This window comes from Curtobacterium sp. USHLN213 (assembly GCF_037144815.1).
Lineage (GTDB): Bacteria > Actinomycetota > Actinomycetes > Actinomycetales > Microbacteriaceae > Curtobacterium.
In genome coordinates, this window is record NZ_JBBCYQ010000002.1 from 157,191 (window position 1) to 172,180 (window position 14,990).

Annotated in this window: 16 protein-coding genes; 9 read left to right on the top strand and 7 right to left on the bottom strand. The window is 71.6% G+C overall.

Annotated elements, in window-relative coordinates; genetic code table 11:
• Positions 1-222 precede the first annotated feature (222 nt).
• Positions 223-1,011 (top strand): RHS repeat-associated core domain-containing protein, encoded by a 789-nt coding sequence (locus WFH25_RS03290; RefSeq protein WP_336696803.1) that lies wholly within the window; start codon positions 223-225, stop codon positions 1,009-1,011.
• A 484-nt stretch (positions 1,012-1,495) separates the two neighbouring features.
• Complete coding sequence (locus tag WFH25_RS03295) at positions 1,496-1,696, top strand: hypothetical protein (RefSeq protein WP_336696804.1); 201 nt, start codon at positions 1,496-1,498, stop codon at positions 1,694-1,696.
• 127 nt (positions 1,697-1,823) lie between these two features.
• Here the strand turns inward: WFH25_RS03295 and WFH25_RS03300 are convergent, their stop codons facing one another.
• Together WFH25_RS03300 and WFH25_RS03305 are read right to left on the bottom strand one after the other, a co-directional pair.
• Entirely contained in the window at positions 1,824-2,927 is a 1,104-nt protein-coding gene (locus tag WFH25_RS03300) for a Gfo/Idh/MocA family protein (RefSeq protein WP_071302235.1), read from the bottom strand.
• Positions 2,924-3,724, bottom strand: coding sequence for a sugar phosphate isomerase/epimerase family protein (locus tag WFH25_RS03305; RefSeq protein ID WP_175473648.1), 801 nt, complete (start codon positions 3,722-3,724; stop codon positions 2,924-2,926). The genes WFH25_RS03300 and WFH25_RS03305 overlap by 4 nt, the downstream gene beginning before the upstream one ends.
• Before the next feature lie 257 nt (positions 3,725-3,981).
• On the opposite strand from WFH25_RS03305, the gene WFH25_RS03310 reads away from it, so the two are divergent.
• The 4 genes from WFH25_RS03310 (at position 3,982) to WFH25_RS03325 (ending at position 8,597) form a co-directional block, all read left to right on the top strand.
• Positions 3,982-5,277, top strand: coding sequence for an MFS transporter (locus WFH25_RS03310; protein WP_336696805.1), 1,296 nt, complete (start codon positions 3,982-3,984; stop codon positions 5,275-5,277).
• Between the two features lie 4 nt (positions 5,278-5,281).
• A complete protein-coding gene (locus WFH25_RS03315) occupies positions 5,282-6,490 on the top strand; it encodes an MFS transporter (protein ID WP_336696806.1) in 1,209 nt (402 codons plus the stop codon).
• An 86-nt stretch (positions 6,491-6,576) separates the two neighbouring features.
• A complete protein-coding gene (locus WFH25_RS03320) occupies positions 6,577-7,899 on the top strand; it encodes a carboxylesterase family protein (RefSeq protein ID WP_336696807.1) in 1,323 nt (440 codons plus the stop codon).
• 107 nt (positions 7,900-8,006) lie between these two features.
• A complete protein-coding gene (locus WFH25_RS03325) occupies positions 8,007-8,597 on the top strand; it encodes a TetR/AcrR family transcriptional regulator (protein ID WP_070417389.1) in 591 nt (196 codons plus the stop codon).
• A gap of 19 nt (positions 8,598-8,616) precedes the next feature.
• On the opposite strand, the gene WFH25_RS03330 is transcribed toward WFH25_RS03325, so the two are convergent.
• A complete protein-coding gene (locus tag WFH25_RS03330) occupies positions 8,617-9,237 on the bottom strand; it encodes a GNAT family N-acetyltransferase (protein ID WP_336696808.1) in 621 nt (206 codons plus the stop codon).
• A 116-nt stretch (positions 9,238-9,353) separates the two neighbouring features.
• Between WFH25_RS03330 and WFH25_RS03335 the strand changes: the two genes are divergently transcribed.
• A complete protein-coding gene (locus WFH25_RS03335) occupies positions 9,354-9,794 on the top strand; it encodes an NUDIX hydrolase (RefSeq protein WP_070417388.1) in 441 nt (146 codons plus the stop codon).
• Positions 9,795-9,806: 12 nt separating this feature from the next.
• Here the strand turns inward: WFH25_RS03335 and WFH25_RS03340 are convergent, their stop codons facing one another.
• The 3 genes from WFH25_RS03340 to WFH25_RS03350 all read right to left on the bottom strand — a co-directional run bounded on the left by WFH25_RS03340 (position 9,807) and on the right by WFH25_RS03350 (position 11,150).
• Entirely contained in the window at positions 9,807-10,517 is a 711-nt protein-coding gene (locus WFH25_RS03340; protein WP_336696809.1) for a hypothetical protein, read from the bottom strand.
• Positions 10,514-10,693, bottom strand: a complete 180-nt coding sequence (locus WFH25_RS03345) for a hypothetical protein (protein WP_070417386.1) — start codon at positions 10,691-10,693, stop codon at positions 10,514-10,516. Before WFH25_RS03345 ends, WFH25_RS03340 begins: the two co-directional genes overlap by 4 nt.
• 88 nt (positions 10,694-10,781) lie before the next feature.
• Positions 10,782-11,150 carry a VOC family protein gene (locus tag WFH25_RS03350; RefSeq protein ID WP_336696810.1) on the bottom strand — a complete coding sequence of 123 codons (369 nt, stop codon included), beginning with the start codon at positions 11,148-11,150 and terminating at the stop codon, positions 10,782-10,784.
• A 54-nt stretch (positions 11,151-11,204) separates the two neighbouring features.
• Between WFH25_RS03350 and WFH25_RS03355 the strand changes: the two genes are divergently transcribed.
• Positions 11,205-11,846, top strand: coding sequence for a nucleoside/nucleotide kinase family protein (locus tag WFH25_RS03355; RefSeq protein WP_336696811.1), 642 nt, complete (start codon positions 11,205-11,207; stop codon positions 11,844-11,846).
• 37 nt (positions 11,847-11,883) lie between these two features.
• Positions 11,884-12,717: an SDR family oxidoreductase gene (locus WFH25_RS03360; RefSeq protein WP_336696812.1), complete on the top strand. Its 834-nt coding sequence runs from the start codon at positions 11,884-11,886 to the stop codon at positions 12,715-12,717.
• Here WFH25_RS03360 and WFH25_RS03365 read toward each other — a convergent pair.
• On the bottom strand, positions 12,668-14,959 hold the full coding sequence (locus tag WFH25_RS03365) for an ArnT family glycosyltransferase (protein ID WP_336696813.1): 2,292 nt from the start codon (positions 14,957-14,959) through the stop codon (positions 12,668-12,670). The two genes, WFH25_RS03360 and WFH25_RS03365, sit on opposite strands and share 50 nt — an antisense overlap.
• Positions 14,960-14,990: the final 31 nt, after the last annotated feature.

Here is a 14,990-nt window from a genome sequence, read left to right on the forward strand (position 1 = left end):
GCGGGGAACCGGCTCACCGCGACGCAGACTGGTGACAGCACGAGCTCGCAGACACTGACGTACAACGCGGTCGGGCAGATCACCTCGGCCGGGTACGCGTACGACGGGGTCGGGAACCTCACCCCAGCTCCGGGTGAGACGTTCACGTACAACGCCGCGCAGCAGCTGACCACGTCGACGAAGAACGGCGTCACCACCCGGTACGAGTACGCCGGCGCCGACATGAACAAGCTCCTCAAGCAGTCCACAGACGGCGGAGCGGAGTACGACTACACGTATGGCACCACCGACCAGCACGGCGTCCCCGTGATCACCAGCCGCACCATCGCCGGCACCGGGACGGCGTCCGTGATCAGCGACCCGACCACCGGGCAGCCGATGGACCTGCAAACCACCGACGGTGTCACGAGCATGTGGGTCATCGATGGGATCGGAAACCCCGCAGCAGCGATCGCCGACACCGGCGATACCGCGTACACCGTTTCGTATGACCCGTACGGCGCGGAAACGGTTCAGGGCGGCACGAGCGCGCAGTGGCTGCAGAACCCGTACGGGTTCAAGGCCGGGCTCCGCTCGTCCAGCTCCGATAACGGGCTGACGAAGTTCGGGTACCGGTGGCAGTCCAACCTCACCGGCGGCTGGCTCCAACGCGACACCCTCGACGCACCCCTCAGTCTCACCAACGCCAACCGATACGCATACGCCGGCGATGACCCCATCAACGGGGCCGATCCGGCTGGCCGATTCAGCGCTGACACGCAGGGAGCAATCTTGGGAGGGCTTACGACACTCTTTGTTGGGGCAGTTGGCTGCACTCTGGGCCCAATTGGTTGTGCCGCGGGAGCTTATGTCGGGGGCGTCCTCGGGTCTGGAATTGGCTCTGCGCAGACTGCCTACGTAAACGGCGAAGACACGCAATCCGCCTTCTTTACAGGGATCAAGACCGGGTTGGTGAGTGCATTGGTACCCGGTATCGGAGGCGCGCTTTACGGTGGAGTGAAGTACGCATGACCAAGAAAATCGCCCTGCGTGCATTCAGTGCTGTACTGGCCGCCATAGCAATTGCAATTCTGATTGGGCTCCTGATTTCAGTTGAGAGTTCTGACGTCCCAACCTTTCTCGTGATGGCTCTGGCGGCAGTTTCCTTTGGGGTCGCTTCGGTAACGGTGTGGCGACGATCAAGTCAGGATGCGGACAGACGGCGGCTATAAAGCATGCGGGTCATTGACGGCATCGGGAACGCTGCAGCGGAGATCACGGGTACCGGCGACACCAGCCGGGTCCGCCACGAGGAGCGGTGTCCGGATCACCGACACTCGCGCTCGGCTCGACGACCTCGTGATCCGGTAGGGTCGACGGATGAACCCGGGTGGAGGGATGCCCTTCGGTGTCTGGATCGTCATCGTGGTAGCGCTGGTTGCGGTAGGTGGGGCTCTCGCGATCTTCCGAGGCCGCCGCAGATGAACATCTGTTGCGACACAGATCGGGCTGTGGCATGAAGATCCTGCTGATCGCGATGTTCGTCGTGGGCGCAGTGCCGTTCGCAGCAGGCGTCGTCTACTGCGGTATCAACTTCCGTCCTGGGCGCGAGTTCCCGCCGCGGAAGTGGCCGATGGTTGTGATGGTCATCGGGTTCTTGCTCGCCGCCGCCGCTGTACTCACAGGGATGGCGACGAGCGGACCTGGCCTTGCGTAGCGTTCCGCGAGCGGCTCGCGACCGCAGGCCGTAGCCGACGCACCGGAGCCGTACCGCGCCTCCTGGCTCCCCCGTACGCAGAACGGCCGGCCCCTGTCGGAGCCGGCCGTCCTGCGGAGCGCAGGACCTACGCGGTGAGCACCGCAGCCGACGGATCGAAGTCCTCCGGCAGCGGCGGGACACGGTCCACCGTCGACGTGATGTCGACCGCGGAACCCGACGCCGCCGCGTCGCGGATGCCGAGCAGCACGTCGAGGACGTGCAGCGCGACCGCACCCGAGGCGCGCTCGGGACGGTCCTCGGCGATGGCGCGCGCGAGCTCGACGACCCCGGTGCCACGGCCCCAGGTGGAGCCGATCGCCTCGAGGGTCTCGGGCTCCTCCTGGCCATAGCGCCAGAGCTGCGACGAGCCCTCGAACGTGTTCGGGTCCGGCAGCGAGATCGTGCCGAGCGTGCCGTTGATCTCGACGAAGCCCATGCGCGGCAGCGCGTGCTGGAACGAGAACGTCGACTGGGCGGACTGCCCGCCGGCGAACTCGATCAGGGCGGCGTGGTGCGTGGGGACCTCGACCGGGAACGTCTCGCCGGCGCGGGGGCCGGACGCGATCGTGCGACGGTCGAGCGACTTCGAGGACACGGCCTGCACGCGGCTGGCGGTGCCGAACGCGTGCACGAGGGTCGTCACGTAGTACGGGCCCATGTCGAACAGGGGACCGGCGCCCTCGGCGAACAGGAAGTCCGGGTTCGGGTGCCACGCCTCGGGTCCGGGCACGTGGAACAGCGTCGTCGCGGTCAGCGGCTCGCCGATGTCACCGCGGGCGATGGCACGGAGCGCCGTCTGGATGCCCGCGCCGAGCACGGTGTCCGGAGCGGTCGCGACCCGGAGTCCCTTCGACGCAGCGGAGGCGAGCACCGCGGCGGCCGACTCGTGGTCGGTCGCGATCGGCTTCTCGCTCCACACGTGCTTGCCGGCGTCGATGATCTGCTGGTCGACCTCGGCGTGGGCCGCCGGGATCGTCAGGTTGATCACGATGCTGATGTCGTCGCGGGCGAGGAGCTCCTCGACCGAGCCGGACGCGCCGACCCCGTACTCCGCTGCCTGGGCCGCTGCGCGGTCGAGCAGCACGTCGGCGACGAACCGGACCTCGACGTCGGCGAACTTGGTCAGGTTCTCCAGGTACTGCGTGGAGATGTTGCCGGCACCGATGATGCCGATCCCGACACGGGTCACTTGTCGTTGTCCTTCAGCCAGGCGAGGGACTCGGTGATGCCCTCGAAGACGTCGCCGGAGTACGCGTCGAACTCGACGACGCGGATGGCCTGCGGCGCCGCGGCGAGGATGGCCGGGACGTCGACGTCGCCCTGACCGGCGGGGGTCTGGTTCTCGAAGGCACGCTGCAGCGCCTCCGGAACGACGAGTGCGCTCTCGGACGACGGCAGCGCGGTGAGGATGTCGCCGTCGACCTTGCCGTCCTTGACGTGGATCGCGACGACGCGGTCGCCGAGCGACTTCAGGACGGCGGGGGCGTCGGCGCCACCGACGGTCGCCCAGAAGGTGTCGAGCTCGAGCACCGTCTCCGGGCTGATCTGCGAGACGAAGTGGTCGTAGACCGTGCGGCCGTCGACCTTGTTCGTGAACTCCCACTGGTGGTTGTGGTAGCCGAACTTGAGGCCGCGCGAGGCTGCCTCGGCGGTGAGGACGTTGACGCGCTCGGCGATCTTCGCGACGTCGTCGGCGGTCTGCCAGCGGTCGGTCGGGATGAACGGGTCGATGACGGTCTGGATGCCGAGGCGCTCGGCCGCGTCCCAGATCGGGGCGGTGTCCTCGGCGTCGATCACGGCGACGTGGCCGGACGGGGCCTTGAGGCCGGTGGCGGCGAAGGCACGCTCGAGGTCCGCGGCACGCTCGACGAACGCGTAGGGCTCGACGTTCTCGTACCCGATCTCGGCGACACGGGCGATCGCCTTGTCGAGGTCTTCCGCGATGGCGTCGCGCAGCGAGTACAGCTGCACAGAGGTGGTGGGCATTGCGTGAGGCTCCTTCGGTCCTGACTGGGTGTCGCGGCACCGGGTGTCGCAGCACCGGGTGTCGCAGTCCGTCGAGGAGCGATGCTCCACGGCGAGATCGATGACGACGCTACCCCAAAAACCACCCGGTGTGTAGTTTTTGCTGCGCTCCGTGACGCACGCCGCTGCATGAACGACACCTGTCGATGTATGCTCAGCCAGTCAAAACCGTGCGAAAGATGGTTTTGGACGGCAAAGCATCGACTCAAGGAGGCGTCATGAGCACACCCGAACCCGGCAGCCCGGCACTGCTGAACCCCGATGAGGGCATCACGCAACCGGTCAGCACGATGCGGGTGGGCATCGGCTACCAGATCGCGCTGTTCCTCGGACAGTTCGGCCTCTTCGTCGCGCTCATGGCACCGGTCTACGTGAGCATGCAGCTCAAGGCGCAGGCCCTGGTCGGGGACGACGCCGCGAACGTCATCGGCTCCGTCCTGCCGATCGGTGCGTTCGGCGCGCTCATCATGAACCCCCTGGCCGGCGCGCTGTCCGACCGCACCCGCACCCGCTGGGGCCGGCGTCGTCCGTGGCTCATGAGCGGTGTCGTCGTCTTCGCGGTCGCACTCGCCTGGATCGCCTACGCACCTGACGTGCTCAACCTGACGCTCGCGTGGCTGCTCGCCCAGCTCGCCGCCAACGCGACCCTCGCCACCCTGCTGGCGAGCTTCGCCGACAACGTCCCGCAGCTCCAGCGCGGCCGGTCGTCGAGCATCATCGCGCTCGCGCAGAACCTCGCCGTGCTCGCCGGCACCTACCTGTCGGTGTTCTTCGTCGCGAACCTGCCCGTGCTGTTCATCGCGCCCGGCATCCTGGCGATCATCCTGGTCGCCGTCTACGCGGTCGTCGCCCGGGACGAGCTGCCGACGTACACGCTCAAGAAGTTCACGTTCCTCAACCTCATCTCCTCGTTCTGGACGAACCCGATCAAGAACCCGGACTTCGCGTTCGCGTGGTGGTCGCGCTTCCTGATCATCCTCGCGACGTTCATGTTCACGACGTACCGGCTGCTCTACATGCAGGAGCACATCGGCATCGAGGACGCGAAGCAGGCCACCGAGGCCGTCGCGTTCGGCGTGCTGCTCTACACGATCGCGCTCCTGGTCAGCGCGGCGCTCTCGGGGTGGGCGTCCGACAAGCTGGGTCGCCGCAAGGTGTTCGTCGGCGGCTCGACGGCCCTCTTCGCGGTGGGCCTCGTCGTCCTCGCGCACGCCGAGACCGTGAACGGCTTCTACGTCGCCGAGGTCATCATGGGCTTCGCCTACGGGATCTACTCCGCGATCGACACCGCACTCGTCGTCGACGTGCTCCCGAACGCCGACCGTCCCGGCAAGGACCTCGGCGTCATCAACATCGCGAACGCGCTGCCCCAGTCACTCGCGCCGGCGATCTCGCTCTTCTTCCTGTCCATCGGCAGCTCGCACGCCGACAACTACGTCCTCATGTGCTGGGCCGCGGGTGTCGTCGCACTCCTCGGCGCCCTTGTGGTGATCCCCATCAAGCGGGTTCGATAGCCGGATGCACCAGCTCGGGGTCGACGAGGACCGCAGACAGCTCGCCGGGTGGCGGAACGCCATCGTCATCGCCTTCGCGATCGGTGGGGTGAGCCTCGCTGCGTGGGGTCCGCGGCTGCCCGAGCTCCGGCTCGAGCTCGGTGTGGACGTCGGGACCATCGGGCTCATGCTCGGCGGGGTCACGATCGGGTCCATCGGCGGCCTGCTCAGCGCGGCCCCGCTGCTGCGCCGAGTCGGCGGGCGCCGGGCGCTCACCGCGGTGGTCGTGCTGGTCCCGGTCGCGATCGCCGTCATCGGGACGGCAGCCGCGCTCCACTCCGTCCCGCTGGCAGCGGTCGGGTTCGTGGTCGCCGGCGCGGGCATCGGCTCGCTGGACGTGATGGCGAACGTCGAGGGCACGGCGATCGAGGCGCTCGCCGGTCGCACGCTGCTCCCGCTGATGCACGCGGCCTGGTCGGGAGGCGCGGCCCTCGGCGCCGGGATCGCCGCCCTCTGCGCGTGGCTCGGCATCACCCCGTCGGCGCAGCTCCTCGGTGAGGCCGTCGTCATCCTCGTGGTCGGTGTGCTCGCGATGCGGGGCATCCCGGACGGCACCCGTGCCGAGGAACACGACACGACGCTCACACCCCGGCAGCGACTCCGGCAGTGGGCACGAGGGTGGGCGGACGTCCGACTGCTCCTCATCGGGGTGGTCATGCTCGGCGTCGAACTCGGTGAGGGCTCGGCGAACAACTGGCTCGCCCTCGCCACCACCGACGGGCACGGGCAGACCGCGGCCGTCGGTGCGCTGTTCTTCACGGTGTTCGCCGTCTCCGAGGCGGCCACCCGCGTCTTCGCCGGACCCGTCGTGGACCGGCTCGGTCGAGTGCGGACCGTGCGGTGGACGACCGCGCTCGGCATCGTCGGCGCCGTGCTCTTCATCGTCGGCGGGAGCTGGTGGCTCACCCTCGTGGGCGTCGTGCTCTGGGCGGTCGGTGTCTCGATGGGCTTCCCGCTCGGGATGTCGGCGGCGGCGCAGAGCGGCCCGAACCCGGCGGCCCGTGTCAGCGTGGTCGCCTCGATCGGGTACTTCGCGAACTTCGCGGGGCCGCCCGTCATCGGTGCGATCGCGGAGCACGTCGGCGCGCTGAGCGCGCTCTGGCTGGTGGCGGTGCTGTTCGTCGCGGCGTTCGCCGCGTCCGGCTCGTTGCGGCCCGTCGTGCGCCGCGAGTGACGGAGGGACTGCGGGACGGGAGGCGCGGTGCGGGCCCGCACCGTCCCTCCAGGCCGTGCACTGGTCACGCTGGCTAGCGTGGACGGATGCTCGACGCCGCCTCGCTGACCTGGGACCCACCTGCCGGACGCATCACCGGCGTCGCGGACGGGAGTGTCGTCCGGGCCCTCGGCATCCCCTACGCCCGTGCCGAGCGCTTCGCCGTCCCGGAGCCGGTCCCCGCGTTCGCCGAGCCGTTCCCGGCGACCACCCCGTCGCCCGTGGCGCCGCAGCCGCAGGCGACCTTCGTCGACCAGCTGCTCCACCCGGTGGAGGGCCTCGTCGTCGACGAGCACTGCCAGCGGCTGTCGATCACGATGCCCGCAGACGCCCGGTCGGGCGAGCGGCTGCCCGTCATCGTCTGGATCCACGGCGGCTCCTATGTCATCGGCGGTGGTGACCTGCCGATCTACGACGCGCGCGACCTCGTCACGGAGCAGCGGGTCGTGTTCGTCTCGGTGACGTTCCGGCTCGGTGTGCTCGGGTTCCTCGGCGACGGGGAGACCGTCCCGGCGAACCTCGGGCTGCTCGACCTCGTCGAGGCGCTGCGGTGGGTGCAGGCGAACATCGCGGCCTTCGGTGGTGACCCGGACCTCGTCACCGTGGCTGGTCAGTCCGCCGGGGGCGACGCCGCGGCCCACCTCATGATCAGCGACGGAGCAGCCGGCCTCTTCCGGCGGGTGATCGTCCAGAGTGCACCGCTCGGGCTGTCGCGGGGTCGGGCGCGGATGAACCGGGCGATGGTCCGGGCCGTCGGAGCCGTGCTCCCGGACACCCCGCTCGACGAGGTGCTCGATCGCCAGGCCCTCGGCAGCCGGGCCGCCGCACCCTTCGGGTTGGCCGGAGGCATGCCCTACGGCACCCAGTACGGGTTCGCGCCGCTCCCGGCCGAGCGTGACACCGGGCAGGCCTGGCGCGACGCGGCTCCGGACGTCGACGTCCTGATCGGCTCCGGTGCGGACGAGACCGCGATGTACGTGCCGCTGATCCCCGGGCTGCGATCACTCGCCCGGGTGCGAGCCGTGCGACCGCTGCTGCGCTGGCTGCTCGTGCGCCCGCTGTCCGAGGTCATCTACGGGCGGGACGTCCGTCGGTTCGCCGCGCGGCACCGGGCCGCCGGTGGTCGGGCGACCTCGTACCGGCTGCACCGCGGCGTGGCCGTGCAGCCGACCGGGGCCGTGCACATGAGCGACCTGCCGCTGCTGCTCGGCGGTCGCGAGGCCTGGGCCGGCTCGCGCTTCGTGCCGCAGCGGGACTGGCCCGAGGTCGAGCGGCGCGGGCGGGCCTTCCGGGCGATCTGGGCGGAGTTCGCGCGGACCGGTCGGGTCACCGCGGCGGACGACGAGACGCTGACGTTCGACCGGGGCTGACGGGGCGCCGGGTACCTGCCCCTCTGGCTGGGCTGGCGCGGTGTGCCTCGTACCACCCCTGAACTGGCGACTCGCGGGGCCGCCGGGTCCCCCGGAGAATCGACGGCATGCCCGAGTCCGACGCCGACCTGCGCGCCCGCATCGTCACGGGCGCCATCGAGGCGTACCGCGCGTCGGACTTCCACACCGTCGGTCCCGCCGAGGTCGCCGCCCACGCCGAGGTCCCCGAAGCCGAGGTCCGACGCGTCTACCCGCTGTGGGAGCTCCTCGTCGTCGCCGTCATGGACCGGTGGAACAACGGCAGCCGTCGTGCGCTGTGGGTCGTCGCCGAGCGCTCGGGCGCGGTCGCGTACCTCCGCGCGCGACTCGAGGTCGGCCGGGACGACCCCGCACTGGTCCGACTCCGGGTCGCGTTGCTCAGTGCCGCCTCGAGCCCCGACCACCCCGCGGCCGGCTGGTTCCGCGGGCAGTACACCCGCTCGTTCGAGGACGTGACGCTCGCCCTCGTGCGGGACGTCGTCGCCGGACGGGAGCCGCGCGGCACCTCGCCCCGGCACGCCGCCGAGCAGCTCGTCGCCCTCTACGAGGGGCTGCAGCTGCAGTCGCTCCTGCGCGACGACGCCGATCCCCTCGCCGGGTTCGACCGCGCGGTCGCACGGATGCGGGTCGGCTGGGCGTCTGCCGCCGCGACCGTCTGAGCGGTCACGGGCCTGGTCGTCAGCAGTCCTTCCGGTAGACCCAGCGACGCGGCGTCGGGTGCGACACCTCGGTGAAGCCCGCCGCCTCGAACACCGACCGCGGCCCGACGAACATCGCGCCGCCGCCGTCCGTCGCACCCGGAGCCGGTTCGGTCGGGTACCCCTCGACCGCCGTCGCACCCGATCGACGCGCGTGGTCCACCGCCCCGCCGAGCAGCGCGCGGCTGACGCCCTGCCGGCGGAAGCCCCGCCGGACGACGAAGCACGAGACCACCCAGACCGCGGGGTCGTCGGGGTCCTCGTCACGCCCGCTCCACGGCACCTTCGCGCCGCGCAGCCGCACCAGCCCGGGCCGGGGTTCGACCGCCACCCACCCCACCGGCTCGCCGTCGCGGTAAGCGACCACTCCGGTCGTCGTGCGTGCCGCGGGGCCGTCACAGCCGGTCTCCCGGTGGAAGCGCTCGCGGCGTTCGTCGTTCGGCATCGCCCGGAACTCCGCTGCCGAGGCCTTGAACCACCGACACCAGCAGTGCGCCGGATCGCCGCGCTCGCCGAAGACCAGTTCGAGGTCCGTCCAGGCCGCCTCGTTCGCGGGCAGGCAGGTGATCGCGCCGAGGGGCGTCGGGGTCGAGGTCGTCATCGTCACCGTCCGGGAGAGCGTCGGTGCCGGTCACGGTAGTCCGGTCCCGGCGCGTCGGTCCTGGAGGCGCGGCGCGGCTCGCCGACGTCGGCGCACGCACCTGGCATGGTCGGCTGATGGAGTACACGGACTACGACACGCGGCTCGCCGCCTACGGCGTGATCACCGACGGTGACCGGGTGCTCCTCGCCAAGCTCCGGATCCCCGAGGCGGGGACGTGGACGCTCCCCGGCGGCGGGGTCGAGTTCGACGAGAGCGTCGAGCAGGCCGTCGTCCGCGAGATCCGGGAGGAGACCGGGTACGAGGCGTCCGTCGGGGAACTGCTCGGTGTGCGGCACCACATCGTGCCGGCCGAGCGCCGCATCCACGCGAACGGCCGGGCGATGAAGGCCGTGCAGGTGGTCTTCCGGGCGTCGATCACCGGCGGGGCGCTGCGTTCCGAGGAGGACGGCTCGACCGACGAGGCCGCGTGGATCCCGATCGCGGACCTGCCGCACCGTCGACACGGGCTCGTCGTGCCGATCGCCCTCGGCTGGGCCGGCGTCCTGCCCCGCTGACCCGCCCGTTCGTCAGCTCGCGAGCAGACTCACGAACGGCGCCGGCACGTGGTTCGGCACGGGTGGGCGCACCTGCCACCCGAGCGCCCGGAGGGCAGCTGCCGTCTCGGCCGAGAACTGCCGGGCGGTGGCGGCGGCTTCGTCTCGCCGCCAGAGCTTCCGGTACTCGTGCACGGCGCGCTCCCAGCCCGGACGAGCATCGACGCCGCACTCCGTCACCACGAACTCGACGACGTCCGCGAGGCTCGGCCGGAAGTGGGGGTCGCCGAGCGGGAAGTGCAGCGACGAGAGCCGTGCGGGGTCGCGACGCCCGGCCCCGCGGTCGCCGGTGCGCGACAGGAGAGCGCTGAAGGACCCGCGCTCGGCATGGAGGTGCCAGTGCGACGGGGGCGTGTTGGTCAGGGCGTCCTGGAACTCGAAGCGGACGAGCGGCTGCCGGTCGGTCGTGAGGAAGAGCGTGAACCGGCTCTCCTCCACTGCCAGCACGGCATGATGCGGGTGCCAGCGGTACCTGAAGAAGATCCGGAGCCGGGCGACGTGCTCGCCCCCCGCGTGGAGCATCGCGGCAGCACCGCGTTCATCGCCGGTTCCGAGCATGATCGAGTTGCTCGGTACCTCGTGGATGACGCTCAGCTCGGCGCCGTGGTCCGGCAGGACCGCGTCGAGCAGTACCTGAGCGCGATCGATCTGCAGCGTCGCAGCGTCGACGAACTCGGCGATCATCGGTCGCCCAACACGAACGAGATGTCAGCGAGGGCCTCACGAGCGCAGTACTCGTCTTCGTCGAGGTCGCGCCACGCCTCGACGGGGGCGAACTCGCGTTCGTCCAGGTTCCACTTGCGGTACAACTCCGCGCGCTCAGCACGCAGTTCGTCGCGATTGACGATCCGGATCTCCACGGCTCTCTCCTTCGTCGGGAGAGCGAGCGTAGGACGGCCACGCACGAGCGCGCGAGCTTTCTGCATACAGAATGTCGCGCGACTCCCGCTACTGCTCGAGGACGCTCAGCACGTTGCCCGAGGGGTCGGTGAACCACGCGATGAGCGGGCCGCCCTTGCGGTTCACGCCCTTCTCGTCGGTCATCCCCTCGTAGCGCAGGAAGGGCACACCCTTCGCCGCGAGTTCGTCCACGGCGTCGTCGACCGACGGCACCGGGAAGTTCAGCACCGTGAAGGACGCCGGCTCGTGCGCGGGACCCTTGGGGTAGACGAGCACACCGTGTCCGTCGCCGAGCTGCAGGAAGAGCATGCCGTGGTCCTCGGTGACCTCGACCCCCAGGACGTCCTCGTAGAACGCCTTCGCCTCGGGCACGTCACGCACCGAGAACCCGCTGAACGCCTTCGTCGCATCGACCATGCGGCAAGTGAACCACCCGGGACCGGTGTCGGCGCGCTCTGCCAGGATGAAGCCGTGCTCCCGCCCGAGATGTCCGTCGACGACGCGGTCGACCGCGCGATCCGGCTCGCCACGGACGGGCAGCGCGCCGTGCTCGGCATCGCCGGTGCTCCCGGTGCCGGCAAGTCGACGCTGGCACGCCGGATCGTCGCGGGGGTGGACGCAGCGCTCGGTGCCGGCGCCGCGGTGCAGGTCCCGATGGACGGGTTCCACCTGGCGAACACGGCGCTGGACGCCCTCGGCCGCCACGACCGCAAGGGCGCGATCGACACCTTCGACGGTGATGGCTACGTCGCGCTCGTCCGTCGGCTGGTCGCAGGCGACGAGGCCGTGGTGTGGGCACCCGACTTCGACCGGCGCGTCGACGAACCCGTCGCGGGCAGCATCGCCGTCCCGCAGCGCACCCGGCTCGTGGTGTCCGAGGGGAATTACCTGCTCGACGACAGCGGTCCCTGGGCAGCGCTCGCCGACCTCTTCACCGAGACGTGGTTCTGCGCCGTGGAAGACACCGTGCGCGTCGATCGTCTGGTGGGCCGGCACATGCGGCACGGCCGTGACCACGAGGCGGCCCGCACCTGGGCGGTCGAGGTCGACGGTGTGAACGCGGTGCGGGTCGCTCCCACGGTGATCCGCGCCTCCAGGACCGTGCGGACGTGACCACGAGACCCCAGCGACGACCACGACAGGAGCGACCATGACCATCGCACTCACCGGCGCGACCGGCAAGATCGGCGGCGCCGTGGCGCGCGCCCTGGCGGACGGCGGTGTGCCGTTCCGGATGATCGTGCGGGACGCCTCCCGGGCGCCGGAACTCCCCGGAGCCGAGGTCGCGGTCGCGTCGTTCGGCGATGCCGAGGCGAGCCGCGCGGCGCTCGAAGGCGTCGACCTGCTGCTCATGGTCTCCGGCGCCGAGGCGGTGGACCGTCTCGCCCAACACCGCTCGTTCGTCTCCGCTGCCGCGACCGCTGGCGTCCGGCACGTGGTCTACACGTCGTTCGTGGGCGCGGCGGCGGACGCGACCTTCACGCTCGGCCGCGACCACTGGGCGACCGAGGAGGCGATCCGGGCGACCTCGATGGCGCACACGTTCCTCCGGGACTCCTTCTACCTGGACTTCGTCGAGGACCTCGTCGGCGAGGACGGCGTCATCCGGGGGCCGGCGGGCGACGGGGCCATGGCAGCGGTCGCGCGAGCCGACGTCGCCCGGGTCGCGACCGAGGTCCTGCGGAACCCGGCGGCGCACCTCGATCGGACGTACGAACTGACGGGGCCCGCGGCGATCACCCTGCACGAGGCGGCTGCCACCGTGTCCGAGGTGCGTGGGCGCGAGGTCACCTACCACTCGGAGACGCTCGAGGAGGCGTACGCCTCGCGCGCGCGGTGGAACCCGGAGCCGTGGCAGGCGGACGCGTGGGTGAGTACCTACACGGCGATCGCCGAGGGGGCGCTCGCGCGGGTGTCGGGCGACGTCGAGCGGGTCACGGGGCGCCGGCCGATGTCGTTGCGCGAGGTGCTGCTCGCCGGCTGACGCGGCCCGCGCCGGCGGCGGCGGGTCGGGTGTCGAACCACGATTCCGACACCGAACCACGTGATCGGCGCGGTTCGATGTCGTATCCGTGGTTCGACCCCGACCGCGACCCCGCCGAGCGCGTCCCCGACCCCGACCCCGCCCACCGCGACCCCGCCCACCGCGACCCCGCGCGCGCCACCCCCGGCCGGGACCGCGGCGCCGCCGGCCCGCCCAGCCGGTCCACCGACCGGCCCGGCAGCCCGCACCGCCACACCGTCCACCCGATGCCCGTCACCGCCCACGGGTGCGCCGGCACCCGCGCCCCCGGGTCGACGTCGGCGACCGCCCGACATCCTCCCGCCAGCGCCGCCCGCAGCACCGGATCGGTCCGTGGCGCCCCGGCCTGCACCACGAGCACCCGGAGTCCGCCGGCGATCCGCTGCCGCACCTGCCGCGCCGTGAACACCGGCACCGTCCCCGAGAACCCGCCGTCGGTCAGCACCGGCAGCCCCGTCGCGTCGATCAACGGCGACGAGATGCGCCACGTGTCGGTCAGGAAGAGCGGCACGCTGTCGCGGTACCCGTCGAGGCGCCGCGCCGTCCGGACGAGGTGCCGGAACACGACCGGGTACGGCGCCGAGGACCCGCTCCACCAGTCCGGCCGGGAGACCCGGAAGGCCTCGGCCCGACCGTCCGGAACCCGCCATCGCGGGACCCACGAGCCGACCGAGGCGTCGCTCCCGCTCCCGTCACGTGCGGCGTCGAGCGCCTGCAGCGAGAAGGCCGCGGGGCCGGCGACGAGTGCGAGTCCGGCTGCGAGGGCGATCGCGGCCCGGGAGGCGCGGTGCCGGCCCGGCCCGCGCGTCCCCTCCCAGCGTGGTCGCCACAGGAACGCGACCACCGTCGCGAGCACGGCCGCGACCCCGACGACGAGGGCCGGCGTCGCGAGCACCGCCGGCATCGCGGCACCTCGGGCGAGGAACGCCCACCAGGCGAGCTGCGCGGTCGCCAGGAGCACCGGCACCACCCGGAGCCACGCCGACTGCGCCCGGACCAGGCCGACGGCGCCGCGCCACCCCAGGGCTGCGAGGACGGCGAGCTGCACACCGACCGCAGCGACGTACGCGGTGTGCGGCACCTTCGCCACCGAGAGCACGACGGCCGCGGTCACGAGCCAGACGGTGACCACGAGCAGCGTGGCCGAACCGGCACGGGTGTCGAACGCCCGACCGAAGACGCTGCCGACCCGTGTGCCGGTCCGGCGGACGAGGAGCAGGACGACGGCGAGCGTGACCGCGAACAGGGCTGCGGGGAGGAGCCAGGCGACCTGCGACGCCAGGTGCGGCTCGATGAGCTTCGTCACACCGCCCGGACCGCCGAGGCGTGCCGGCCGGGCGGCGGGACCCTCGGTCGTGCTGACGGAGCCGGGCACCGCTCCCGGCAGGAACCGGTCGATGCCGTTGTAGCCGAACACCATCGCGAACGGGCTGTCGTCGGTCGAGCCGTCGATCCAGGGCCGGGCGCCCGCCGGGGTGAGGGCCAGCCCGACCACCCACGCGAGCGACGCCGCGACCGACACCGCACCGAGGACCACCGCGCGACCGATCCGGGCGCCGGTGCCGAGCCGGGTGCCGTCCCGGCCGGCCGTGGCGACGAGCGTCCCGAGCACCAGTGCGGGCAGCACGAACCACGACTGCAGCATCTTCGCCTGGAACCCGACGCCGACCGCGAGCCCGGCGGCGACGAGCGGCCACCACCGGCCCGTGATCGCCGCCCGCTGCCAGCAGAGCAGGGCGACCGCCAGGGCCGCCGTGACCATGCCGTCCTCCATCGGGTGGGCGAACATCGACACGAAGATCGGCGTCGTCGCCGCTGCACCCGCGGCGACGAGCCCCGTCCCGACCCCGGCCCACCGGAGTCCGACGAGCGAGCAGGCCCACAGCGTGACCAGACCCTCGACGACCTGGGGGAGCGCGAGTGCGGCGGTGGAGTCGCCGAACAGCCGGATGCTGAGCGCCTGGGGAACGGCGAACCCGCTGAGCTTGTCGAGGGTCACCGTCGCCGAGGGGTCGAACGCGCCGGAGAAGAGCGCCGGCCACGACTCGGACATCGACCGGGCGGACGCCTCGTAGAACCCGGAGTCACCGCCACGGGCCAGGTTCCACCCGAGCAGCACGGTCATGCCCGCCGCGATCAGGAGCAGGGCGCAGCGTGCCGCGAGCGGCTGGTCCCGCCACCGTGCGGGTCGTCGAGTGTCCACCCTCCGGACCCTGGCCGCCCGGGATGACGGT